Annotated in this window: 22 protein-coding genes and 1 pseudogene; 11 read left to right on the top strand and 12 right to left on the bottom strand. The window is 35.8% G+C overall.

The window, feature by feature from the left end:
* Positions 1–79: 79 nt before the first annotated feature.
* The 3 genes from FJR11_RS03605 to FJR11_RS03595 are packed head-to-tail and all read right to left on the bottom strand — an operon-like array spanning position 80 to position 3,088.
* The gene (locus FJR11_RS03605; protein ID WP_168502349.1) at positions 80–1,267 is read right to left on the bottom strand and encodes a glycosyltransferase family 4 protein; all 1,188 of its coding nucleotides are present in this window, start codon (positions 1,265–1,267) and stop codon (positions 80–82) included.
* A gap of 20 nt (positions 1,268–1,287) precedes the next feature.
* Positions 1,288–2,127: a glycosyltransferase gene (locus FJR11_RS03600; RefSeq protein ID WP_168502348.1), complete on the bottom strand. Its 840-nt coding sequence runs from the start codon at positions 2,125–2,127 to the stop codon at positions 1,288–1,290.
* Positions 2,128–2,161: 34 nt separating this feature from the next.
* A complete protein-coding gene (locus tag FJR11_RS03595; protein WP_168502347.1) occupies positions 2,162–3,088 on the bottom strand; it encodes an alpha-1,2-fucosyltransferase in 927 nt (308 codons plus the stop codon).
* A gap of 35 nt (positions 3,089–3,123) precedes the next feature.
* On the opposite strand from FJR11_RS03595, the pseudogene FJR11_RS23470 reads away from it, so the two are divergent.
* From FJR11_RS23470 to dacB, 6 genes and pseudogenes are all read left to right on the top strand, one after another.
* Positions 3,124–3,402, top strand: a pseudogene (locus tag FJR11_RS23470) (MBL fold metallo-hydrolase); the annotation flags it as partial.
* Between the two features lie 379 nt (positions 3,403–3,781).
* Positions 3,782–4,879: a glycosyltransferase family 2 protein gene (locus FJR11_RS03585; RefSeq protein WP_168502345.1), complete on the top strand. Its 1,098-nt coding sequence runs from the start codon at positions 3,782–3,784 to the stop codon at positions 4,877–4,879.
* Positions 4,880–4,949: 70 nt separating this feature from the next.
* Entirely contained in the window at positions 4,950–5,723 is a 774-nt protein-coding gene (gene gloB, locus FJR11_RS03580; protein ID WP_168502344.1) for a hydroxyacylglutathione hydrolase, read from the top strand.
* A 217-nt stretch (positions 5,724–5,940) separates the two neighbouring features.
* Positions 5,941–6,399: a 50S ribosomal protein L9 gene (gene rplI / locus FJR11_RS03575; protein ID WP_168502343.1), complete on the top strand. Its 459-nt coding sequence runs from the start codon at positions 5,941–5,943 to the stop codon at positions 6,397–6,399.
* Positions 6,400–6,671: 272 nt separating this feature from the next.
* Positions 6,672–9,518: a replicative DNA helicase gene (gene dnaB, locus FJR11_RS03570; RefSeq protein ID WP_168502342.1), complete on the top strand. Its 2,847-nt coding sequence runs from the start codon at positions 6,672–6,674 to the stop codon at positions 9,516–9,518.
* 1 nt (position 9,519) lies between these two features.
* Positions 9,520–10,983 (top strand): D-alanyl-D-alanine carboxypeptidase/D-alanyl-D-alanine-endopeptidase, encoded by a 1,464-nt coding sequence (dacB, locus tag FJR11_RS03565; RefSeq protein WP_371417446.1) that lies wholly within the window; start codon positions 9,520–9,522, stop codon positions 10,981–10,983.
* A gap of 32 nt (positions 10,984–11,015) precedes the next feature.
* Here dacB and FJR11_RS03560 read toward each other — a convergent pair whose 3' ends face one another.
* The 3 genes from FJR11_RS03560 to FJR11_RS03550 form a co-directional block, all read right to left on the bottom strand.
* Entirely contained in the window at positions 11,016–12,716 is a 1,701-nt protein-coding gene (locus FJR11_RS03560; RefSeq protein ID WP_168502340.1) for an ATP-binding protein, read from the bottom strand.
* Positions 12,713–13,603, bottom strand: coding sequence for a phosphate/phosphite/phosphonate ABC transporter substrate-binding protein (gene phnD / locus FJR11_RS03555; RefSeq protein WP_254444672.1), 891 nt, complete (start codon positions 13,601–13,603; stop codon positions 12,713–12,715). The genes FJR11_RS03560 and phnD overlap by 4 nt, the downstream gene beginning before the upstream one ends.
* Before the next feature lie 111 nt (positions 13,604–13,714).
* Positions 13,715–14,890, bottom strand: a complete 1,176-nt coding sequence (locus FJR11_RS03550; protein ID WP_168502338.1) for a DNA double-strand break repair nuclease NurA — start codon at positions 14,888–14,890, stop codon at positions 13,715–13,717.
* A gap of 202 nt (positions 14,891–15,092) precedes the next feature.
* Between FJR11_RS03550 and FJR11_RS03545 the strand changes: the two genes are divergently transcribed.
* Positions 15,093–15,701, top strand: a complete 609-nt coding sequence (locus FJR11_RS03545; RefSeq protein ID WP_168502337.1) for a tetratricopeptide repeat protein — start codon at positions 15,093–15,095, stop codon at positions 15,699–15,701.
* A gap of 40 nt (positions 15,702–15,741) precedes the next feature.
* Here FJR11_RS03545 and FJR11_RS03540 read toward each other — a convergent pair whose 3' ends face one another.
* The 3 genes from FJR11_RS03540 to FJR11_RS03530 all read right to left on the bottom strand — a co-directional run bounded on the left by FJR11_RS03540 (position 15,742) and on the right by FJR11_RS03530 (position 18,419).
* On the bottom strand, positions 15,742–16,527 hold the full coding sequence (locus FJR11_RS03540; protein WP_168502336.1) for an HAD family hydrolase: 786 nt from the start codon (positions 16,525–16,527) through the stop codon (positions 15,742–15,744).
* A 157-nt stretch (positions 16,528–16,684) separates the two neighbouring features.
* Positions 16,685–17,530: a metal ABC transporter permease gene (locus tag FJR11_RS03535; protein ID WP_168502335.1), complete on the bottom strand. Its 846-nt coding sequence runs from the start codon at positions 17,528–17,530 to the stop codon at positions 16,685–16,687.
* 61 nt (positions 17,531–17,591) lie between these two features.
* Complete coding sequence (locus FJR11_RS03530) at positions 17,592–18,419, bottom strand: metal ABC transporter ATP-binding protein (protein WP_168502334.1); 828 nt, start codon at positions 18,417–18,419, stop codon at positions 17,592–17,594.
* A gap of 246 nt (positions 18,420–18,665) precedes the next feature.
* On the opposite strand from FJR11_RS03530, the gene FJR11_RS03525 reads away from it, so the two are divergent.
* Positions 18,666–19,583 carry a metal ABC transporter substrate-binding protein gene (locus FJR11_RS03525; protein ID WP_254444677.1) on the top strand — a complete coding sequence of 306 codons (918 nt, stop codon included), beginning with the start codon at positions 18,666–18,668 and terminating at the stop codon, positions 19,581–19,583.
* Positions 19,584–19,694: 111 nt separating this feature from the next.
* On the opposite strand, the gene acsF is transcribed toward FJR11_RS03525, so the two are convergent.
* Positions 19,695–20,771, bottom strand: coding sequence for a magnesium-protoporphyrin IX monomethyl ester (oxidative) cyclase (gene acsF / locus FJR11_RS03520; RefSeq protein ID WP_168502333.1), 1,077 nt, complete (start codon positions 20,769–20,771; stop codon positions 19,695–19,697).
* Between the two features lie 394 nt (positions 20,772–21,165).
* On the opposite strand from acsF, the gene FJR11_RS03515 reads away from it, so the two are divergent.
* From FJR11_RS03515 to FJR11_RS03505, 3 genes are all read left to right on the top strand, one after another.
* Positions 21,166–21,840 carry a heme oxygenase (biliverdin-producing) gene (locus FJR11_RS03515; RefSeq protein ID WP_168502332.1) on the top strand — a complete coding sequence of 225 codons (675 nt, stop codon included), beginning with the start codon at positions 21,166–21,168 and terminating at the stop codon, positions 21,838–21,840.
* 272 nt (positions 21,841–22,112) lie between these two features.
* The gene (gene hemN, locus FJR11_RS03510) at positions 22,113–23,495 is read left to right on the top strand and encodes an oxygen-independent coproporphyrinogen III oxidase (protein WP_168502331.1); all 1,383 of its coding nucleotides are present in this window, start codon (positions 22,113–22,115) and stop codon (positions 23,493–23,495) included.
* Positions 23,496–23,786: 291 nt separating this feature from the next.
* A complete protein-coding gene (locus FJR11_RS03505) occupies positions 23,787–24,059 on the top strand; it encodes a GlsB/YeaQ/YmgE family stress response membrane protein (RefSeq protein ID WP_168502330.1) in 273 nt (90 codons plus the stop codon).
* Positions 24,060–24,328: 269 nt separating this feature from the next.
* Here the strand turns inward: FJR11_RS03505 and FJR11_RS03500 are convergent, their stop codons facing one another.
* Positions 24,329–25,525, bottom strand: coding sequence for a site-2 protease family protein (locus FJR11_RS03500; RefSeq protein ID WP_168502329.1), 1,197 nt, complete (start codon positions 25,523–25,525; stop codon positions 24,329–24,331).
* 208 nt (positions 25,526–25,733) lie between these two features.
* On the bottom strand, positions 25,734–25,982 hold the full coding sequence (locus tag FJR11_RS03495; protein ID WP_168502328.1) for a photosystem I reaction center subunit PsaK: 249 nt from the start codon (positions 25,980–25,982) through the stop codon (positions 25,734–25,736).
* Between the last annotated feature and the right edge of the window lie 76 nt (positions 25,983–26,058).

Genomic DNA, 26,058 nt, shown 5'->3' with positions numbered 1-26,058 from the left:
TCTGAGTCTCTCCAGCTAGAATCAGACCTATCGGTATATTACTCCTGAATTGATCCTAAAATTCACGGTTTCTGAATACTTACAAGCGGGAAATGACTTCATTAAGTGTAGAAGCCATAGTTTCTAAACTATATTTTTCAACACATCTTACTCTTGCTTTTTTTCCTCTTTCCTCCGCTTGTTCTAAATCAGCAAATATCAGTTGAATTTGATCCGCAATTTGTTCAGGACTACTAGGATCAACTAAATATCCTGTTTCTGCTAAAATACTGGGAATATCGCCTACTTTGGTGGCTAAAATTGGTTTACCCATGGCCATACCATCAGTTAATTTTAAAGGGAATTGGGCTAAGGTAGTAGGGGTGTTTTTTTGAGGAATAACAATAATATGGGCAGCAGCTACTACATTAGGCATGACATCAATAGGATATTGAGGTAATTGTATGATCCATTTTCCCCATTTTTGTTGTAATTCTGCATCATAATTATCATAAGGACTGCCTCCAACTATGACAAGTTTTAAGTCTGGCTGATTAATTTTATCTAGTGCTATTAATACATCTTCTAAACCTTTATAGGGTCTAGGTGCGCCGGGAAACATTAAGATCCGATAATTAGATAAACCATATCTTTTTCTACTTTCTTCTACATTGTAATTAGCAGGATTAAATAAGTTGATATCTTTACCATTAGGAACATAGACACCACCAAAACGTTGCTGTAAAAATTCATTGTGTACTGTGACAGCATCAGCTTGATTTATTAATTTTTCCATCCATTTAATATACAATGGATGATGGGGAACTCTTAATGCACCATTTTGTTTAATTATATCTCTAGCTAGTTGTTTTAATGTTGGTTGATAAACCCACTCATCACCACCATACCAACTCATTTCCCAATCGTCTATATCCAAAATTATGGGTTTACGACTATATAATTTCTTGCAGATGGCTATGCCAAAACTTGCTGGTTGGGGTTTAATTGCATAAATAATATCGCCATCAATATGATGTAATAATTTAGCGGCATTGACCAAAAATTTGGGATAGTTTGCTCCATTTACCGAAAATAATGCTGTTTCCTGGGGAATAGCTGAATATAAATTTTCATTGAATAAAAAGCCTAATATTTCGGTTGTATGTCCTAGTTGTTCTAAGGCTTTTTGTAATAGTGATGCACGAATAAAACCATCATTTGTAGATAAGTTCCATACTAGTAAGGAAATTTTTAATCTACCTTTTAATTTATTGTGTATTTTGACCATAATTCCTACTTTTAATTATGTTATTTTTTCCGCCAAGGATTTGTAATTTGATTGGGTAAAAATAGGGGAGCAATTTTATCAAATACTCTTGTATAAACAGAGCGAGTAATATCTTTAGCATATTGGGGGCGATAAGGATATGTACAATGTAGAACTTTTATAGGTTCGTTAATATGATAAGCTTTGTCCCATTGACTTAAATAATTATAAGTAGGTGGTAGGACTTTTATGTTTGGTTTTACAGAAGCTATTGCAGAGGCAAAAGCCCCTTGATCTCTGAGTAACAATTTATCTTGGTTATTTGTAATAATTTCAAAATAACGTCTATATTCATCAAACAATAGCTCGTTAATATCGTTTTTTTTAAAAGCCATAACACCACTATTGTACTGGACATTATCTGCTTCTAGTGGTAGACCGACTGACTGCAAAATTGTTAATACATGGGGTAAAAGCTCTTGTTGATTTCCTCGTAATAAGTTAGTAGCTTTAACAATGGAAGGTTGAACATCTTCTGTTAATAAAAAATCATATTCATCTAAATAATCAAAAACATTCTTGATATCAGAGAGTAAACAAATATCTGAGTCCAAGTAAATTGTTTGATCAAATTCTGAGTATTCATATAAAGATACTTTGGCATATCGTGATGATAAAACTGTATTTTCATGTGCAGGTGCAGGCTTTAGCTTAATATTTTTAAAAGCTGTCAATAAAGGATAGAGAACCTTTGGAATACGGTCAATTAAAATAATAATCGGCTCTTGATGAAACTTTCTTACTGCTGCTAAAAAATGAATGCAATCTTGGAAAGAGTAAAGACCTGTCAGAATTGTGATAAATCCTCTATTTGATTTCATAATAAGTTTTGTGCTGATTTTTACTTAAATGTATTTAATGTATCCATTCCCAGGAATTCTTACTCCAGTCTTCATTGGCATAGAAAATTCCTTGCCATTGGTCGAATTGAACGAAATCTTGTATTGTTAAAGATTTATTAACATCTCTAATCATATATAAAGGCTTTTCTCCATAAAAAGATGCCCACATTGTATAAGTACTAGGAGGTCCAATTATATAATCACATTCAGCTAAAGAATACATATCCTCAATTATATGATTATTACCATAAACATAAGAGAGATTTTGGAAGTTATCTGGAGTTTGATTTTCATTTGAACAAATTAAAAAAGTAACTTTTTTGTTAGCAAAAAGTTTTTTAACAGTCTCCATTACTTTTACATATTGCTTAACTGTATAGAAATATCTGCCATCCTGATGAGATTGATAATCTCCTTGGCGAATATGTACTCCAATGATAACATCAGAGTGGTGGCGAATCTTGGAGATAAGATTTGCTATATTTGATTGATACTTTGGCAAAGGTCGAAAATAAGTACGAATAGTATCTGCATATTGACGAAGATTGGCGATATCTTCTATAAACCATCCATCTCGAAATAGCCAACCTTGAAAAAAGTTAATTGCATGGGGATTTATTTGTTGGCATATATTATAACTATTACTCCAATTGAAAGGTTTATCTCTTGGGATATTAATTTTTTTAAATAAACCACTATTGCTTAAATAACAATTAAATTGATAGTAGTAACTTCTTAGTCGTTTATTACTAGGCAAAGGAAATGCTAAAGGAGGATAACAACAAAGAAAGTTTCGCTCAGTAGAATGAAAAAATTCTGCATACTCCTCAAAGGCAGGATTTACTACTTTATAGTTATTTTTGATAGCAAAAGCTATAAAATTAGCAAACAATAATAATCTATTGCCTAATTGTCCCGATTTTGCGGATATTACCAACATAAGTACAATCAATCTAGTTTAAGGAGGTAGATGTGATAGAAGTAGCCCATCTTGCAGCCCTATCAGACAACTATATATTTTTGCTACATGATAGCAAAGAAAATATTGTAGCTATAGTTGATCCAGCGGAGTCTTAACCCATATTACAGCAAATTCCGGAAATGGGAGCAAAGTTAGTAGCAATTTTTAACACCCACCATTATTATGATCATGTAGGTAGGAATGAGAAGTTAATGGCAAGGTTCCCAAATTTAGTAGTTTATGGAGGTGCAGAAGATTGGGAAAGGATTCCCGGACATCAGGTATTTTTGCAGTAATTGCTCAATAATCTGGCGTAAATAGCACAATGACAACCCTCAAATGCAGCAGGAGCAAAATTGTTATCAATATGGTAGTCTACCCCTTCTTATTGAGCGGATACTTTTTGCAAGAGGGTGATCGCCTAAAATTTGGGAATCTTACTGCTGAAATTGTGTTTCTGGCTATACCCGCGCTCATATTGCTTATTATTTTTCTCTTACTCATACAGATGTAACAGGCGATCGCTGCCTATCGTTCTCAGTATACACCTATAGATAAAAACTCTTCTCCCATTTTAAAACCTGGTTTTCTGCAAAGATTCAATGTGCCTGATGAGATTTTTTTTAAACTGGACTCTTTAGTAAATAAACTGAAAAAATAACCATCAAATCTATGAACATTAATGAAGTTAATAGCATTGAAAAAAATTTAAATTTGCCTGTTTTGCTAGATGATATCTCCCTTCCCCCAGAATTACCACCAATTGTTCTTCTGGCTTTTACCCGTCCCGATCTTCTCCAAGAACTTCTCCCAGCTATAGCGAAACAAACTCTGCTACCAAGGCAAATTCTGGCTTTTATTGATGGATCTCGTAATGCTCAAGATCAGCATCTGATTGACGATTGCATGAGATTATTAACCGAATTTTCTCAAATTATTCCCGTTAAAATTATTAACCAGCAACATAACTTAGGTTGTGATGCACACGCTATTTATGCACTCACAGAGGCTTTGTCCCATTATCCTGCTGTCATTTATTTGGAAGATGATACTATTCCCAATCCTTATTTTTACGATAGGATGTGTCGGCTGTTAGAAGCTTATCGTCACTGTCCTCACGTATGTTCAATTACAGCCTATGCGAACTTTCCTAATGAAATACGAGAAATGATCACAGCGGATTTTATGATATCTAGACGAGTATTTGCTTACGGTTTAGGAATTTGGGCAGATCGTTGGCAAAATTTAGATCTTAGTAATTATCCCCAAGCTTATAATCCTTTTGGTCATTTCTATAATATTCCAGCAACGATGCAGACAAAATATACAATTGTCAATCAATTTTTTCTCGAAAAAGAAAACCAAAAAGATTGGGTGATTACCCTCACTTTAGCGGCACTGAATCAGGGATACATACATATAACACCAATGGTATCTTTGGTACATAATATCGGCTTTGGACATCCCCAGGCTAAAACATATAATTCAGGTGGAGAACCAACTTGGGGAAATGCTCATAGCGATGTATCTGCCTGTCCAAACAAATTACCTCCTAGTTTAGAATTGATCAAGGCTTTGGCAGATCCTCTGGATGGAGTTGAGTTCGTTAGACATTTAGAAAACTGTCAGGGTTTATGGCTGAGTCCATCAGCATTGTGGCACTTACTATGTAAATATAGCGGTTGGCACAACCGAATTGCCCTTTTGAAACTCTTCTTTTCTCGGCTAGTGATGATGATGAGACGCTGGCGTTCAGGAAGACCAATATGAAGCTTGATAAGTATAGTGTAATTTAAGATACTTTACAAATACCAATTATATCTTTGTGGGAGAAAAAGCAATGCAAGTAATTCGGCTGCCGGTACTTTCAGACAACTATATATTTTTACTGCATGATCCACAGCAGAATATTGCGGCTGTTGTTGATCCAGCAGAAGCGCAGCCAGTTTTAGCGGAACTGACGAAACTCAAGGCTGAGTTGGTAGCAATTTTTAACACGCACCATCACGGTGATCATGTGGGTGGGAATACACAGTTAATGAAAGCATTTCCCCAAGTGAAAGTTTATGGAGGTGCGGAAGATCGAGGGAGGATTCCGGGACAGCAGGTATTTTTACACGAGGGTGATCACGTAGAATTTGCAAATCGCACTGCTGATGTGTTTTTCGTTCCTGGACATACCCGCGCTCACATTGCCTACTATTTCCCCCCAGTAAGCCCAGGAGAGCCTGGAGAATTGTTCTGTGGTGATACATTGTTTGCGGGGGGGTGCGGTCGTTTATTTGAAGGTACGCCAGGGCAAATGGTAGATTCTTTAAGTAAACTCCGGGCTTTACCGGATAATACTCGCGTTTGGTGCGCCCATGAATACACATTGAGCAATTTGCGTTTTGCGGTGACTGTAGATGCTGACAATGTGGATTTACAAAAACGTTACCAAGAAGTTAAAGCTCAACGCGATGCTGATAAACCCACGGTTCCATCAATTTTAGGAATAGAAAAACTTACAAATCCTTTTTTACGTTGGAATGAACCATCTCTACAAGTAACAGCGAAGAGTAACGATGAAGTCCAAACCTTTGCACGGATTCGAGGAATGAAGGATAATTTTTAATTATTGGTCAGTAGTTGTAGGGGTTTAGCAATGCTAAACCCCTACCATGCTGCTATTTTAATATTTCTGGCATTTAGTATTGCGATCGCCCCCCAAACTTCGCTAAAATCTTAAGGCTGTGGGTATGTTTAAAGTCGCTGAGGATCAAGCTACACTTTTATAAGCTATCCTGCTGACACCCAAATAAGTAAGATTTTACCAAGAAAAGCGAAAAACAATGGCGAAACGTGTGCAATTAGTTTTAACAAAAGATGTAAGCAAGCTGGGAAAACTCGGCGATTTAGTAGAAGTAGCCCCCGGTTATGCTCGTAACTACCTGATTCCCCAGAGTTTAGCTGCTCGTGCTACACCTGGTCTTCTCAAACAAGTAGAACGCCGACGTGAGAAAGAATATCAAAGACAATTAGAACTCAAACAACAAGCAACTGAGCAAAAAACAGCTTTAGAAAATATTGCTGGTTTAAAAATTGCCAAGCAAGTTGGTGAAAATGAAGCTATTTTTGGAACTGTGACTACCCAAGATGTGGCAGATGCGATTAAAGCAGCGGCTAATCTAGAAATAGATCGTCGTGGTATTAGCATTCCCGATATTAGCCAATTGGGTACTTATAAAGCTGAAATCAAGCTCCATTCTGACGTAACAGCAGAAATTAACATTGAAGTCGTCTCTAACTAACGGTGATGCAATTTTGGATTTTAGATTTTAGATTTTAGATTGACTCCAGCAACTAAGCTAAGAGCTTGTCAATTAATTTGAGATTTTATATTTATCCTCGAATAAATTTGGCGGCTGCGGACATTTTTGAATTTTCAATCTTTAATCCAAAATTTAAAATCTCAAATTCGGTGACTTAATCACCACAGATATATCATCTGTGGTTATCAATGTTTTTATATTGGTTTTGGATGATTAGGTAAAAATCCAAAATCGCCAACATTTAAAATATTATGGCTGAAGAACTAAGTTTTCAAGGTGATGGTAGTAATCGTCTACCACCTCAAAACATCGAAGCAGAGGAAGCGATTTTAGGAGGTATTCTACTAGATCCAGAGGCAATTGGTCGAGTCAGCGATCGCCTAGTTCCCGAAGCTTTTTATATTAGCGCCCATACAACCATCTATCAAGCTGCCTTACGTCTACATACGCAGCAAAAACCCACAGACTTACTTTCCATCACCAATTGGTTAACAGATAATGATCAGTTGACGCGAATTGGTGGCAGAAATAAACTAGCAACATTAGTAGATCGCACAGTTTCAGCGGTTAATATTGATGCCTTAGCAGTGTTAGTGATGGAAAAATACCTGCGACGGCAATTAATTAAAGCAGGTAATGAAATTGTCCATCTTGGTTTTGAAACAGAAACAGAATTACCAATAGTTCTGGACAATGCCGAACAAAAAGTTTTTAACGTCACCCAACAAAAAACTCAATCAGGATTAATTCGTATTAGTGACACCTTAGTTCATACTTTTCAAGATATTGAAACTCGTCATCAAGGCATTGCTTTACCAGGAATACCTTGTGGTTTTTATGATTTAGATGCAATGACCAGCGGTTTTCAGCGTTCTGATTTAATTATCATCGCAGGGAGGCCGTCAATGGGAAAATGTCTCAGTTATGATTCAGAAATCGTCTTAGCAGATGGACAAATTGCCACAATTGAAGAATTATATCGGCAACGTCAAGGTTCATTATTAACCTTAAATGACGATTGGAAATTTACCTTTACCCAACCATCTGCATTTGTAGATGATGGAATTAAACCAGTTTTCCGCATAACAACTCGCTTAGGTCGAGCAATTGAAACCACAATTACTCACCCATTTTTAACTATTAAAGGTTGGCAAAGATTAGAAAATTTGCAAGTTGGAAATAAGATTGCTATCCCTCGTAAAATAGATGTGTTTGGTACAGAAACTATCCGCGAGTGTGAAGTCAAATTATTAGGATATTTAATTGGTGATGGTGGTTTAACTAATAGCACTCCTAGATTTACAAACAGTAACCCATTACTGCAAACAGATTTTTCCCAAGCAGTAACTGAATTTGGTGGTTTGTCAGTAAGATGGGAAGATTCCCAAGAACAACGGACACCTTCATTATGTGTTCGCGGAGATTTAGAATTTATTGCTAATCAAAGACAGCTTTTTGCGGAAAGTCTCAAAATTGCTATTAGTTCTCGTTCATTATCTGCTAAAAAATTAAGCGATGAACTAGGAGTAACTCCATCTTTAGTTTGTATGTGGCAAAAAGGAAAGTGTGTACCCAATCATGACATTTTTGAGTTATTATGTAAGACTCTAGAAATTGAGTTAGAAGAACTTGCACCTTATGGATTTGCTAGTATCAGAAAATCTAGTAAAAACGAGTTGACAATTTGGTTAGAAAAATTAGGTTTATGGGGTAAAGATGCCCATACTAAAACAATTCCCCCAATTGTCTTTAAATTAGAAAAATCACAATTGTCCTTATTTATCAATCGTCTCTTTGCCACTGACGGCTGGGCTACTGTACTTAATAGTGGTCAATCACAATTAGGTTATTGTACAGTTAGCGAAAAACTAGCAAGACAAATTCAACATCTGTTATTAAGATTTGGTATTATTGCTGCTTTGAAAAAGCGGTCTATGAAATATAATAATACCCGCAGACCAGCATGGCAATTAGATATTACTGATGCTTTATCTATCAAAAACTTTATTGCAGAAATTGGCATTTTTGGCAAAGAAGCAGCATTAGCAAAAGTCACATTAGCTATATCTCAAAAGAGATATCAAACCAATCGTGACTTAATACCTATAGAAATTTGGGAACAGATAGCAGCCGCTAAAGGTAGCGAAACTTGGAGTAGTTTAGCTCAACGGGCTGAAATTAAAAGCTATACAAATATTCATGTCGGTAAACGGGCATTAAAACGGGAAAGATTATGGATTTTAGCCACTGCTTTAGACAATTTATCACTTCAGCAATTAGCAAATAGTGATGTATATTGGGATGAAATTATTTCCATTGAATCAGTAGGTAATCAACAAGTTTATGATTTAACAATTCCCGAAACACACAATTTTGTTGCTAATGATATTTGTGTTCACAATACGGCCTTTTGCTTAAACCTTGCTCATAATATTGCTGCTGGTTATCAATTACCAGTTGCAGTTTTTAGTTTAGAAATGTCTAAAGAACAGCTAGTACAAAGACTATTAGCTAGTGAAGCTGGAATTGAAAGCAGTTATTTAAGAAGTGGCCGCATTAGTCAAACGCAATGGGAACCTTTAAGCCGTGCCATTGCTAAACTCTCAGACACTCCAATTTTTATTGATGATACATCAAATATTACAGTCACACAAATGCGAAGTCAAGCGCGAAGATTGCAAGCCGAACAAAGTAAAGAATTGGGATTAATAGTAATTGATTACTTGCAATTAATGGAAGGTAGTAGTGATAATCGTGTCCAAGAATTATCAAGAATTACCCGTTCTTTAAAAGGTTTAGCAAGAGAATTATCTGTACCCATAATTGCCTTATCACAGTTAAGTCGCGGAGTAGAAGCAAGAACCAATAAACGCCCAATGTTATCTGATTTGAGAGAATCAGGTTCAATTGAACAAGATGCTGATATAGTAATGATGTTATATCGTGATGAGTATTATTCACCAGATACCCCAGAGAGGGGAGTTACAGAAGTAATCATAGCTAAACATCGGAATGGACCAACAGGAACAGTTAAGCTATTATTTGATCCACAATTTACAAAGTTTAAAAATCTCGCTAAACCAAATAATAATTGGTAATATCTTGAAAAAAAATTATTTCAGCTTTATCTTACTATTTATCTCTATTAATATTGGTAGTATTCAAAAAATAGCCCAAGCCCAAACACCTGTTCCTCAAGTTACTACTACCAAATCAATTTGTCCGGCTCAATTATCATCGGAAATTAATACTATTATTAATCGTCCCCAATTTAGTCGCGTCCGTTGGGGGATTTTAGTTAAACCATTATCATCAGAAAAGATTCTTTATAGTCAAGATAGCCAAAAATATTTTATTCCTGCTTCTAACATGAAGCTATTTACTACCGCAGCAGCATTACAAAAATTAGGTGCAGATTTTCGGATTCGTACCTCCATTTATGATGATGGTAATGGTGTTTTGCGTGTAGTGGGAAGGGGAGATCCGAGTTTTAAAAATGCCCAATTAACAATATTATCAAAACAACTATATCAACAGGGAATTAGGCAAATTAATCAGTTAATTGCTGATGATAGTTATTTTCAAGGTGAAGTAGTTAATTCTAGTTGGGAATGGGAAGATATACAAGCTTATTATGGCGCACCTGTTAATAGTTTAATTGTCAATGAAAATGCTTCTATTTTAACTTCTTCACCCCAAACTATTGGACAACCATTAAAGATAAAATGGAATGACCCTACAGAAGCATATCAATGGAAAGTTGAAAATAATTCTGTCACAACTCAAGCAGATAACCCTGGTTTTGTACAAGTAAATCGTGACTTAAAAGGACAGATTATCAGAATAAATGGACAATTAGCCGTAAATTCTCAACCAGATATTACTGGTTTGGCTGTATTTGATCCAATTGCTAATTTTATCAGACAATTTCGCCAGAATTTAGCTAGGGAGGGAATTACTGTTAAAGAAACTGTGAGTAGTAATCTGAGTAAAAATAACAAAGAAATAGCCGCTGTAGAATCTCCACCTTTGTCGGAATTATTGATCGAGACAAATGTGAATAGTAATAATTTGTATGCTGAGGCTTTACTCAGGAGTTTAGCTATTAAAAAACCAGCAGAAACAAATCAAAATACGGCTGATATTGGGTTAGAAGTAGCAAGAGAAACTTTAACTCAATTAGGAGTTGAACCAGACGGTTATGTAATTGTAGATGGTTCTGGGTTATCTCGGAAAAATTTAACAACTCCAGCAGCTTTGGTGGAACTTTTACAAGGAATTAATAAATCATCTCAAGCCGAAGTTTTTCGGGCTTCCTTGTCTATTGCAGGTGTAAATGGGACTCTAAAAAATCGGTTTATTAATACGGCTGCTGCGGGAATTGTGCAAGGAAAAACAGGTTCAATGACAGGAATTTCTGCTCTATCTGGGTATGTAAATGCACCTAATTATCAGCCATTAGTTTTTAGTATTATTGTCAATCAATCTGAGCAACCGGGTAGAGTTATGAGAACAGCAATAGATGAAATTGTAGTTTTACTAGCACAGTTAAAGCGATGTTAAATTATTTTTTATCAGCCTTTGAATAAAGAAAATTATTGATATAAAGGAATTTCAATTAAAAACTCAGTTCCTTTCCCTATTTCTGATTCACATTTGAGAAGTCCAGAATGTTTATTAACAATAATATCATAGCTAATAGATAATCCTAAACCTGTTCCCTTTCCAATTGGTTTAGTCGTAAAAAATGGATCAAATAACTTACTTTTTATGTTTTCTGAAATCCCTTGTCCATTATCAGCAATTCTGATCTGTAATTGATTAGTATCCGATAGTTGGGTTTGAATTGTAATTTGACTGGAATGATTTTGAATTTCCTCTAAAAGTTGCTGATTATTATCACTTTCGATAGCATCAATAGCATTATTAATAATATTCATAAATACCTGATTTAGTTGTCCTGGATAGCATTGAACTAGGGGTAAATTACCATAATTTTTGATGATTTGAATTTCTGGATGTTCTGTTTTTGCTTTCAGGCGATTTTGTAAAATTAATAGTGTACTATCAATACCTTCGTGAATATCAACTGATTTCATTTCTGCTTCATCTAATCGGGAAAAAGTACGTAAAGATAAGACTATTTCTCTAATTCGATTAGATCCTATTTGCATAGAATTAATAACTTTTGGGAAATCCTCTAAAATAAATTTTAGATCAATTTCCTCAATTTTATCCTGAATTTTATGACTCGGATTGGGTAATTCTTCAATATATAAGCCAATTAATTCTAGTAATTCATGAGCATATTCACTGGTATAGCTAATATTTCCAGAGATGAAATTTACAGGATTATTAATTTCGTGTGCTATGCCGGCAACAAGCTGACCTAAGCTAGACATTTTTTCAGTTTGAATCAATTGGGCTTGGGTACTTTTAAGTTGCTGTAAAGCTTCCTTTAGTGCCGTTTCTGCTTGTTTGCGTTCGTTAATCTCTAACTGAGAGCGCTGGTTAATTTTTGTTAATTCATCGTTTTTTAACAACGTGTGTCGGGAATCAGTCAGCTTGATAGCCATATAATTAAATGCTTCAGCTAATTTTTCTACTTCATCACCTGTCAGAATATTTAAACGGTAATCAAGATTACCAGCAGCTATTTCCGCAGTTCCTATCTGTAATTCTTCTAAAGATTTAATAATTGGTTGCCAGACTAATATAAATGTAATTGTAAATAAAATAATGATTGCTCCTATAACTTCAATAGTGATAATTGCCTGGAATTTATATAAGTTGTCTAATTCTGATTTCATTAATTGTTTTTGTTTGTAGGCACGTTCAATGACATTTGTTAACATGAAATCAATATCTCTATTAAAGGAATTAATAGCGAGAAAATATTGCTGAGATTCAACTATACTAAATTCATTTCTTCTCTTTTTAATTAGCTGATTTGCTATGTTTTTAAGAAAAAGATGGCGGCGACGAATCAGAGCAATGTCCGGATCATCGGGCATAAAAACTGCTAATCTATTTAGAGAATCAAGAAACTTATTTTGGAATTTTTCTATTTCTGATTGGTTGCGCTCAAATAAAACTATATCCTTCAATAAAATTATTTCCGACCTTAAAGTATTTTCTGCTTCTAAAGCAGCTTTAATGGTGTCTATGGCGATATCACTTCTTTGTTGAGCAGTATTTTTAATTTGCTGGACAACCACAGCATTACCAATCTGAATAGCTGTGACAATTCCTAATAATAAAGCCGCACTAGCGAGAAACTTTTTAGATATATTCATTTTGATGGACTGGAAATTAAGTTAAGATCCTTACGGATTTGCTGAATTGATTCGTAATCTGAAGCACTGACTAAAGTATAGCCAGCAGACTCAGTGCCGTTAATATCCTCAATACCATCAGGGGTATTAATAAAAGCTTGTTTTAACTGTTTGATCAACTCAGGAGGCAATTTTTTTAACACTACCACAGGAAATTGGGGCATAGGGTCAGATTCCCATAAAATACGTGAATTTTGTGGGAATTTACCCATTCTTTTCTGCTTAGTATAAAAGGGAATATGAGTAGCTATGGCATCTACAATACCATTTTCTAGTGCTTCCATACTCTTAGTATGACTGCCAGTATAAATAAATTTTTTAAAATCCTGATTGGGATCAATATTGAGTTTCTTGAAAGCTGCTAATGGCATCAAATAGCCAGCAGTTGATAATTTATCTATAAAGGCAACCCGCCTACCTTTGAGGTCGCTTAAGCTGTGGATAGAGCTATCTGATTTGATGATAATACAAGCTCGATACCAAGGTTGTCCTGTATTTTTATCTATGGAAGCAACTAGAGGTTCAATTTTTGCACCTCTGTCCAAAGCTTCTAAATAAGTTAATGGTCCCAAATAAGCGATATCAACCTTTTCTTCTACTAACCAGTTAACAGCTTCGTCGTAATTTTTAGCCAGTTGAATATCAACGGTTCGTCCTAAGAATTTCTCTAGGTAGCTATCAAATTGCTTAATCATGCGTTGTTGATTTTGAAAATTTTGTAATGGTAATATGCCAATTTTCAAAGAAGGTAAGTTTTTTCGGATTTTATTTACAGCAGGTGGAGAAGGATGAAATACTTTTTGACTACAGCCTGTATTTAGTAGCATCATCACTACAGCTAAAAACATAATTATGCTTTGGCTAAATAAGTGATTTTTAATAAACTGATTATGAGACAAATAAACAAATTTTTTCATGGTGAAGATAGCCGAATAATTGGTTAAAAATTCCTAGGATAATTAAGCAATGCTTCCTCTTTTTCTGGCTTCTTTGTTGGAAATTCCCACATTTTTGATCCCGGCTTTAATCATTTGTCGTTCTAAAAGGGCAAAAAAACGGCTTCTATCCGCACCTCTGACTACAGCCTGATTATGAGCTTCCGCAATAGCCACAGGATAACCATATCCTTTTTGTACCTGTGCCAGCATTAATCCTAGTGCTTGATCAAACATAGTGGAATTTTCAGCAACCCAAGCGGGAACTTCAATGCGGGCAATTTCTGTACCGACATGAACGTAACAAAAATAAATAATTTGCTCGTCATATAATTCTAAAATTCGGGCATTACTCCGCCATAGTGGTCCGCGTTGTCCAGGTTGAAGTTGGCTTGTCCATAGGGTTGTATCTCGCAAAGTATCAAATTTTTTACAAGGTACGTATTCTAATTGGTTAGGACAATGGGTGATACAATCGGGGACAGGGTGAGGACAAGCTAAAAAGCGTAAAAAGTTAGTGGCTTCGGTGCTACGAGAGGCACTAAGATAACCCATGAGGGGGATTTGGGCTTGCTGGAGTTTTTGCCAAGCTTCTAAAACGGGAGGTAAAATGAGATCCCGTGCATCCATCGGTAATTGATCTAAAAACCAGTATATTAACGAACCATCTGTCATCGCTAAAGTTGGGGCTTCTGTCTTGGTACTACAAGCCAGTTCGGCTAATACTGTAGCCTCGGAAGCTGTACGCCGATAACCCATCCATTCTTCCGTTCTAATGCCCCATTGACGAGAGATATATAAATCTTCAGGGCGATAAAATACCTCCGGTAAACTATCGAGAATAGGGTGAAGATTTTGACCATAGTGTAAAACAACTCTGCCGATATTTAGTAAGTAACAATACGCAATTTCGTGATGATTGGGGGAGATTTGTGAACCATCTGTAGAAATGACAGTATGAACTTTGGGGGGAACAGGAATAGTCATGCAGGTTTCCAGAGGTTCAATGGGAGTAGCATTAGCAAAAATAATGCGATTTCGCCATTCTTCTTGACGTTTAACTAACTCCTGTTGACACTCAAACGCCTTTTTTAAATATTGTTGTGCTAACTCTAACCGCTGATGACTTGCAGCCACTTCTGAAGTTAAATGTTGACTGAAACCTTGCATTTGTCCTGATATTTTTGTTAAATCAAGCATAGTGTTTGTAGTTGTGCAAATAGATGTAAATACTATATAGGACTAATATTTGATTCTTGAAATATACCTAGGGTGGGCAATGCCCACCAAAACCCCCCTACGCTGGGCATTGCCCACCCTACACTACTTAAAATTTTTCCAATATCATTTATGATTCCTATATAATTAATAACTGTATGCTAATAATTGGAAAAATAGCGTCATGAAAAAATGGAAATTAACAATTACAACTCTCATATTAGGAACTATATTATATAGTCCGTCAGTGGGTGCTAACAATTTGGCAAATATTTCCGATTTGAGAACAAAATCAGCACTGTTAGCACAATCTGATCTGAAAGAGGCTATAGTATATTTCCATCGAGGAATTAACCGCCATACATCGGGAGATACAAAAGGAGCAATTGAAGAATATAATCAAGCCTTGCAGTTACATCCTAATTTTCCTGAAGTTTACTATAAAAGAGGGATATCTCGCCATAAATTGGGAGACTTGAAAGGAGCAATTTCAGATTATAACCAAGCAATCAGTCTTAATTCTAACTATCCTGGTATCTACAATCATCGAGGATTTACTCGCCATGATTTGGGAGATTTAAAAGGTGCTATTGCAGATTTTAACAAAGCATTAAGTCTTAATCCTAAATTTCCTGAAGCTTACCAGAATCGAGGTATTACTCGCAATACCTTAGGTGATAAACAGGGAGCAATTAATGATTTGACAACAGCAGCTAACTTATTTCAAGAACAAAAAAGAATCTCTAATTACCAAGAAGTAATTGATCTGATTGAGAAAATAAATCGTAGGTAATTTCAATTTAATTCTCACCTACGATTTATATTTTTCTAGATTATAACCAAGTGGAAAAATCGTGAGCAAAATGAGAAAGTGATATTAGCTGAATGCGTGGATCATTTTTTCCTGCTTCCCTTTCTGGTTGAGTATTATAACCCCAATCAGCTAAGAAAAGTTTGACATGATTTAAGTCTGATTGCTGTTGGACTAATTGTAATGTTTTTAGTCTATCTTCCACAAACCACAAACTCACAGTTTGGGTATTTGCTTTCTCAATTAATTCATGCAAAGTTTCATATTTTGGGCGTTTTACTTCCTTCCCAAAAATATTTTCTGGTGGTAAATTAACTCCTTCTTGCTGTAACAATTGCTTGACAAATCGCCCTTCTTTGGTAGTAACAATATATAACTGAACTTCACTTTCAAGAGTTATTTTGAGTCTTTCTATCACACCCGGATAGAATTTATGTAGACTTAACCAACCATTTAAATCTGTCTGAATCCATTCATCTCGCAGATGATCCAATTTTGTCGAAACTGCTTTTGCTTCTAGGTTATCTACTGCCAAAATTTGGGGAGTAATACTTGTCCATGATTGCAGAATTTGATCATCAGAAAAACCTTCAATTAAGGCTTTAATTAAAACAGGCATTTCCCAACCAGTTTCAATTACAGGACGTAAGCGATAAAATCTCAAAGCTAAATCATCTGGTGGTGTGTCCTTAGCCGGCGACCAAATTTGACAGTAGGTACGCCACGCTACCTCAAAATACTCAATTAGTCCATCGCAAACCACTCCATCAAAGTCTAAAGCCAAAATCGTGGGACTATTTGCTGTCATTGTTCTGAGGTTAAAAACTGCTTTTGTTAGCTTACCGCACTATAAATTATTTTTCTGTATCAGCACTAAAACAGAAAACCGAAATATTCTTTATCCTGTAAATCCTTTAATCCTGGTTATCCTGATTCTGACTGTTCACACAGATACTGCAAAATGCTTATTTCCTATTCCCACTAGGAATCAAAATCCCATGTCGAGGACTAAACAACAAAGCCAAGGTAAATAAACCTGAAACTACTAACACAATCGCCGGACCAGAAGGTAAATTATAAAAGTAGCTGAGATACATTCCGCTAATACTAGAAATCACCCCAATTACCGCCCCTAAAATCATGACTTCATGTAACCGTTTCACTAACAAATAAGCAGTTGCACCGGGTGTAATTAAAAGTGATAATACTAAGATTACGCCCACAGCTTTCATACTGGCAACAATTGTTAAAGCAATTAACAACATTAAACCAAAGTTTAAGCGATTAACTGGTAAACCCGCAGCTTGTGCGCCTAAAGGATCAAAAGTGTAAAATAACAGTTCTTTATATAATAGGAAAACTACTATTAAAACAATAGCTGCAATAATAGCTGTATCTCTAACTTCGTCCGCAGTTACGCCCAAAATGTTGCCAAAAAGAAAATGATTCAAATCAATTTTATTATCTTTTTGAATGACTGTAATTAAGGTGACACCAAGGGCAAAAAAAGCGGAAAAAACTATGCCCATAGCGGCATCTTCTTTGATGGGAGATCGGGTTTTAATGACAGCTATGGCCATTGTACTTAAAACACCAGCAATAAACGCCCCTACAAAGATATTAGCACCGATCATAAAGGCGATCGCCAGTCCTGGTAAGACTGAATGGCTAATAGCATCACCCAGTAATGCAAGCCGTTGTACCATTAAATAACTACCAACAATGGCACACAATAATCCTACTAATATGGCAATGATTAAGGAACGCTGCATGAAGCCATATTGCAACGGTTCTATTAGTGCTTGAAGCATAGATGAAAATCAACCACGAAGGAGCGAAGTACGCGAAGGGAGAGAGGAAGAGAAGATGTTATTATGCTGCGTCAGAAAAGTACATGACTTTGCCGCTATAAGCCCGATATAAGTTTTCTTCTGTTAAAACTTGTTGGCGTGAACCTGTGGCAATAAGTTCACAATTAAGTAAGATTAAATCATCAAAATGGGTGATTGATTCCCCTAAATCATGATTAACTACTAAGACGATTTTATTATTTTTTGCTAGTTCTTGAAAGACTTCAAATATGATAGCTTGGGTTTTTTGATCTATTCCTACAAAGGGTTCATCAAAACAGAAAATTTCTGCTTCTTGAGTTAAAGCCCTAGCTAAAAATACCCGTTGTTGTTGTCCTCCTGAAAGTTCACCAATGGGACGATTTTTTAATTCTCCTATTCCTACTCGTTCTAATGCTTGTTTAGCGATTTGGCGGCTAACTGTGGAGAAACTACGTAACCATCCTGTTTTTTTTACACGCCCCATCATGACGACATCCCACACGGTTGCGGGGTAATTCCAGTCAATTTGACTACGTTGTGGTACATAGGCAACTTTTTCTAGTTGCTGCATTAAGGGCTGATTTTTATATAAAACTTGACCGCTACTCATGGGAACTAATCCCAAAATGGCTTTCATCAATGTACTTTTACCTGCCCCATTCGGTCCAAAAATGCCTGTGATTTTTCCTGGTTTAATTATGCAGTTAACATCCCGAAGTGCTTCTTGTGTGCGGTAGTGTACGCCTATATGAGTGATGTTAATTGCTGTTGAGGAATTCATGTCAATGGTTTTGATAACTTGTGTAGGTATATCTACTTGATTTCTGGGAGATAAACTAAATTTTTGGTAAAAAGAAACGTTTTGCATAACCCTAGTTAAAATACTTATTTTTTGAGCTTATCATAAAAATGAGAGAAATATGAGAATATCTATAATTAGAAGTAATCACTGAGATAAATGAAACTAATGCTTAATACAATGTATGACTTATTACTGAAACCCCTCTCCAAACCTCTCCCCTGTGAGGAGAGAGGCTTTTATTCTTACTCCCCTTCCCTCGCAGGGAAGGGGTTGGGGGTTAGGTTTTCTTTACTTAATCCCCTTTGTCTAGGAATGTTCTTATCTTTGGCTTTAATGGGTTGTACTCCCAACTCCCAACCCCAGGGAAATACTAAGCCACAGGTTGTAGCAACAAGTACCATTATTGCTGATTTGGCTGAAGAAATTAGTGGAGAAGAAGTACAAATTACGGGAATCCTCAAACCAGGTGCGGACCCTCATACGTATGAACCTGTACCCGCAGATAGTCGGGTTTTGGAAAAAGCTAACTTGATTTTGTATAACGGTTACAATTTAGAACCGGGAATTATTAAGTTAATGAATGCGACTGGAGGGAAAGCGAAAAAAATCGCTGTAGGGGAAGTTGTTAAATCTTTAAAATTAGATAAAGGTAAAGGGCAAATTGTCCCAGATCCTCACGTTTGGGGCAGTGCAGAAAATGTTATATCTATGGTAAAAGCAATTCGAGATAGTTTAATTGAGTTGTCACCAGAGGATAAAAATAAATTTACTCAAAATGCCGAAAAGCTAATTGATGAATTACAGCAATTACATCTTTGGATTATTCAAGAAATTCAAACTATTCCCCCAGATAAACGGAAACTTATCACTACCCATGATGCTTTTCAATATTACGGAAACGCTTATAAAATAGCAATTGCTGGAACTTTAATCGGGATTAGTACGGAGGAACAACCAAGCGCCCAAACTGTGAAAAAGTTAGTTGAGTCAGTTAAAAGAATAGGTGTTCCCTCCATATTTGCGGAAACGACAATTAACCCAGCTTTAATTAAAACAGTCGCGGAAGAAGCAGGAGTAAAATTAGCACCAACTCCACTTTTTTCTGATTCTATTGGGGCAAAGGGTAGTAATGGCGATACTTATATAAAAATGATGGCAGCAAATACCCGCGCTATTGTTGAAGCATTGGGGGGAAAATATACGCCATTTCAATTAAAGAGTAAAAAATAAGGTGATTGGTGATTGGTGATTGGTGATTGGTGATTGGTAATTGGTAAATAATTATTCCCTATTACCTATTCTCTCTTAACTGTCACCTGTCACCTGTCACCTGTCACCTAATTAACAAACTTGTTTACGAGTTGCTTCCGTGTCTATGGGTTTAATCAGAAACAGCTTGAACATATACCAAAAAATCATTAGAGTTAAGGGAATTTTTTGGATAAATTTTGCAATTGCCCAATCACTAATTTGATTGAGATCAATTATTTTCTGATTATAGACAGCACATTGTTCCAAATACCAGAAAAAATAGGGATGATTGGTATTTAAAATAATTGGAAATGCTTTGGCTGCGGTTTTGTTAGTTTCTTCAACTACTTGAGTATTGTATTGACGAGGATGAATCCCTAATATCTCATAGAAATTTCCTCTTTCAAAGACTGTCATAGTATGAGTTGCAAACACAGTAATCAAGAAAAACCGCACCCATAATCGAGATCTCCAATTATTCCATAATTGGGGTTGGGAACGTAACAAGGCTTTGAAAAAATCACCGTGTCTATTCTCATCCTGACACCAGCTTTCAAACTTCCGAAATAGGGGATAAAACTGGTATTCTGGATTTTTTTCCATGTGACGAAATACTAAAATATAACGCCAATACCCGATTTTTTCTGATAGGTAAACTGTGTAAATAACCCACTCGATTGGGAAGAATGTATAGGTGCGATTTTTAGTTAGATAACTTAAGTCAAGGGAAAGGTTAAAATCTGCCATTGACTTATTCAGAAATCCCGCATGACGGGCTTCATCTCGTGCTAAATAACCAAATGCTTCGGATAGTAGAGGATTGCTATCTTTAAGACGACGAGATAATTCTTTAAATAGTAAAAACCCGGAAAATTCCGAAGTACAAGAACGTTCTAAAAAGTCAATAAAGGCCAGTCGTTTTTCACCAACAATGTGATCCCAACCTTGCTTAAATTCATCGTCTCTCACAAAGTGATGACGGTTATAATCAGCCTTGAGTTCGTCAATTATTGCCCTTAATTCCGGTTCATACCCAGAAATATCCATTTTTGCCACTGTATCAAAATCAGTGGTATAAAAACGGGGTGTTAATAATGTTTCTTGAACTGGTGCTTTTACACCTGATTTCGATAAATCAAGTGGGGGTTTATCGAACGATTTAACCATAAGTAGTCCCTTTACCATTATCTGCCTTAAAATTATATAAGCATAAATATTTGTTATTAGTCATCAGTTAAATTATTGAAACTAATTCTTACAAAAATACTGAATTATCTTTAATTCTCGCATAGTTTAAATACCTATTTAATAACTAAATGTATCTATGAAACCATAAATAAATATGAATACTCTTATAGTTATACCAAGAATAATAGTTAAATAATTTTGGGAGCAGTAAAAATAGCCGGAATCTGCATCGGTAGTAATTTGTGCTGGAAAAATTATGCAGAAACCCTATGCACCTAAAATAACAATTTTTCTGTGATGATAACGACGGTGAACTGATAAACAAGTCGTTGAAATTTGGAAACCCTGACACGTAAACAAGAAGGAACGAAGAATGAGTAATGATTTGGCAATGAAACTGCGTGTAGGAACTCAACAAGCCCATACAGATTCAGAAAATCTCGGCTTCATGAAATGTTTTGTCAAAGGAGTTGTAGATAGAGATTGTTTTATTCAGTTGTTGAGAAATTTCTATTTTGTTTACAGTGAACTAGAAGCAGCAATTGAAAAACATAAACAGCATCCTGTCATTAATTTGATTTATTTTCCTGAACTAAATCGCCAATCTTCCCTAGAACAAGATATGTTATTTTATTATGGGAGTCAGTGGCACAAACGCATCACCCCTTCACCCGCTGCTCAGGCTTATATTGCGCGTATCCAACAAATTTCCGCTCATGAACCTGCACTATTGTTAGCTCATTCCTATACTCGTTATTTGGGTGATCTTTCTGGTGGGCAAATGCTACAAAAAATTGCTCAGTCAGCCTTAAAATTGTCTGGATATGAAGGAACATCCTTTTACAACTTTCAGCAAATTCCAGACAAACAGGCTTTCAAAGAAAAGTATCGTCAAGCATTAGATAAAATCTCTATTGACGATAAAACCACTGACAAAATTGTGGCAGAAGCTAACCATGCTTTCAAGCTAAATATGCAGATACTTCAAGAGTTAGAAAGTATTTTAATCGAAGCTCTTGGGAGAGCTACTTACAATGATTTAACTTAAGTCTCTGCATAACTTACAAAATATAATTCATCACCCAATTAACCTTGGCAATGATGAATTATATAAAAATCCCAAACAAGACGTAAACACCTATTCATTCTCTTCCTCTGCGCTCTCTGCGTCTGAAGTGGTTCGTTAAAACAATAATGCCAACTACAAACAAATAGAATATATTTATTCTATTTGCTAAATCCTAAATTACAACATTAAATTGGGAAAATTAATAGTTTCCCAACTACACAGAAATATACTCACATTTATTGGAGGCTGTAATGGTTTTTCTATTACCTAATGTTAAGTTTGATTTTGATCTAATTCAAAAGTATGATACTCGCGCTCCTAGATACACGAGTTATCCTCCAGCAACAGAATTAACTGAAACTTTTACTGCAACAGATTTCCAAGCAGCAATTACCGCTTCTAATCAACGAAAAACTCCTCTATCTTTGTATTTCCATATTCCTTTTTGCCAAAGTGCTTGTTATTTCTGCGGTTGCAATACCGTGATTACCAATAATAAGAAAATGGCTATTCCCTATCTGGAACATTTGGAACAGGAAATCAAAAATACCTCAGCTTTAATTGACAAAGATAGAAAAGTTCTTCAGATTCATTGGGGTGGAGGTACACCAAATTATTTAGAACTTGATCAAGTAGAATTTCTATGGAAAAATATCAACCGTAATTTCCAAATTGCTTCAGATGCCGAAGTATCTATTGAAATCAATCCCCGCTATGTAAATAGAGACTATATCTTATTTTTGCGGGATATTGGCTTTAATCGGATTAGTTTTGGGATTCAAGATTTTAACCCAGAAGTACAAAAAGCAGTGAATCGCATTCAACCAGAAGCACTACTTTTTGATGTCATGGGTTGGATTAAGGAGGCTGAATTTGATAGTGTGAATGTAGACTTAATTTATGGTTTACCCTATCAAACTCTTGATACTTTTAGAGAAACATTACACAAGACAATGGCGTTAGATGCTGATAGAATTGTTGTGTTTAATTTTGCCTATGTACCCTGGATTAAACCTGTACAAAAAATGATTCCCCAAGCCGCATTACCGGGAGCAGAAGAAAAATTAGATATTCTCAAAATGACAATTGAGGAATTAACAAATAATGAGTATTTGTTTATTGGGATGGATCATTTTGCTAAAAATAACAATGAATTAGCGATCGCCCAACGTCATGGTACACTAAAACGTAATTTCCAAGGTTATACTACCCACGCGGAAACGGAATTGTTTGGTTTCGGTGCCACATCTATTAGTATGTTAGAAGATGCCTATGCTCAAAATCACAAAGAATTAAAGGATTATTACAAAGCAGTTGCAGCAGGTGTGATTCCTACCAGCAAAGGCATTAAACTCACTCAAGATGACATGATTAGACGGGATGTAATTATGTCAATAATGTCTCACTTTCAATTGAATAAGTCAGAGATTGAGCAGAAATATCATATCAATTTTGATAAATATTTTGGCTATGAACTCCAAGAATTAGCACCACTACAAGCGGATGGATTAGTAAATGTATTAGCAGACGAAATCCACATTACTGATATTGGTAGATTGCTAGTCAGAAATATTGCGGTTGTTTTCGATACTCATACAAGAACTAGAGAGACAAAATTCTCTCGTTCTATTTAATGAGAATTGCTATGCAATACTACTCGGTTAAGACTAAAAAATCGTTATATAGTAGGTTGGGTTGACGCAAGGAAACCCAACATTATCAAGGATTTTGTTGGGTTTTGCTGTCGCTCAACCCAACCTACATTTTATTAACCGATCTGCATTGAATTGGTATGTAGTGATGATTGATCAAGAGAACAAAACTACATACCTTTTGATTTATACAGTTTATGTCATTAGGTAGAAATAAATAATATTAAGCTTTGATAAATTTGACTTAACTTAAGTCAATTTTTGAGGCAATCAATGAATATTATTACTTGGATAATTTTAGGACTATTAGCTGGTGTCATTGCCAAATCAATCTATCCTGGTTATCAAGGTGGGGGGATGATATCCACCATGATCTTAGGTATTGTTGGTGCTTTTATCGGTGGTACTTTATTTACTCTTCTCCGCACAGGGACTTTACAACTGACATCGGCATCTTTAAGTATTCCTGGGGTAATAGTGGCAGTTTTTGGGGCAATTCTTGCCATTTATTTGTGGGGATTATTCCAAAGAGGCAGCAGGGCATAACTTACTAATAGTTAGCTATTGATATAGCATTAATTAAAGTCATCTTCATTAAGTTACGTAGGTTGGGTTGACGCAAGGAAACCCAACATTATTGTGATTATAAATTTAATTGTCAGAATCAGGATTTAGAGGATTTAAAGATTAACAGGATGTTCTATTCATTAATCCTGAATATCCTGATTCAGACATTATTCTATTCATTAATCCTGAATATCCTGATTCAGACATTATTCTATTTATTAATCCTGAGTATCCTGATTCAGACATTTTCATTTTTCTACAGACTTCGCTATTACCCCTAATTGTAAACCTGGAGGAAAACTCCCTTCTTCCTTGATGCGTTTAATTTCCGCAGCAGTAATTGGCAAATTTAACCTTTGTGCTAATGCTTGGACAATATCCCCTCTATCAATGACACCAGCAACAGCATCCGCAGGAGAAAGAACAGTAATTTGAGGTAATTGTTCAGTTTCTAATTTTTTAATTACCTCTGCTAAAGAAGTAGATTCAACAACAGTAGGAATTGTATTTAGGGAATGAACAATAGTTTGTAAAGTTTGAGTTTCCCATTCACTTCTTTCGGTTGTTCGCAAATCATTAATATTAACTAAACCCCGATAACGACCATCAGCAGCGGCAAAATAAACTTGTGTTGCAGTGGTTTCCAAAAGATAAGCATCAGCGAATTCTCGTAATGTTTGATTAGCATCAACTACCCGAAAATTACGAGTCATACCATCAGATGCTACTAGCTTGAGTAAAGTTTCTTGTAATGTGGTGACACGGTCATAACTGTTAGCATTACGAACTGCAAACCAACCGATCAATACAATCCATAAACCCGTGATAAATTCTCTAGTCAAGAAATCAATCGCAAATCCCAAAGCGATCGCAGTATAACCTAAAATTTGTCCGGCTCTTGCTGCCCAGTGTACAGCTTTAAAGCGATCGCCTGTAATTTTCCATAACGCAGCTTTTAACACCTGTCCCCCATCCAACGGCAAACCAGGAATTAAATTAAATAAAGCCACAACTAAATTAATTCTCGATAAATCTCCTGTCATCTCACTCAAGGGGTTACTATCAGGAATCACACTCGCTACTAGACGCAGTAAAAAAAATAGAATAACACTTACCGCAGGACCAGCGATCGCTACCTGAAAAGCCTTACCAGGGGTTTTTGATTCCTCCTCGATTGCCGCAACTCCCCCAAATAAAAACAAAGTAATAGAATTCACCTTAATTCCCTGGGATTGTGCTACCAAACTATGTCCCAACTCATGCAGCAGCACCGAAGCAAATAACAACAGTGCCATAATCAAACCAGCACTCCAACCTGCGACAGTCCCCCATTGTTGGTAAGCTAACCCAAAATTTAGAGTAGTTAACCCCAAAATGACAAACCATAAGGGGTCTAAAAATAAAGGAATGCCAAATAAAGAACCTATTTGCCAATTTGTTTGCATTATTAGATATTTCCAGAAATTCTTTTATAGTCAGAAATGTACGTATAACTCTAGGATAGACAATTTCCCAAATTTGATCACGAAAGAGAAAGCCGCAAATCCCGCACTTCTTCAAGAAATATGGGATTTTGTTTTGTTGAAATTTGCCAAAAAAAAGCGATAGGCAAATTAATCACCTATCGCTGTTGGCAAAAAATATTAATCCAACTTACAAACGACCAATGTTAGTCAGTCCTAAAACAATACCAATACCAATCACATGACCAAAAGCCATTGCCCCAATGAATCCTGGTACGCTTACAGGTAATATAGGCATTGCGGGTCCGACTTTAGCAGATTTCAGGGCAAAAGTGAATAAAAGTACAACTGCGCTGCTGGCACTGATAATCATACCTACTGTAGGACTCCACACCGGTGTAACGGGAATAGATGCTGCGGCTAATAAGATTGATGACATGAAGGTGTGTTCTCCTGAATGAAAAAATGAATATAATCCTACTGAATTATAAAATTACCGAGGACAAAGCAAAAGT

The organism is Anabaena sp. UHCC 0187 (assembly GCF_009712035.1).
Lineage (GTDB): Bacteria > Cyanobacteriota > Cyanobacteriia > Cyanobacteriales > Nostocaceae > Dolichospermum.
The sequence above is the reverse complement of the archived record's forward strand: the minus strand, read 5'-3'. Positions and strand labels throughout refer to the sequence as shown.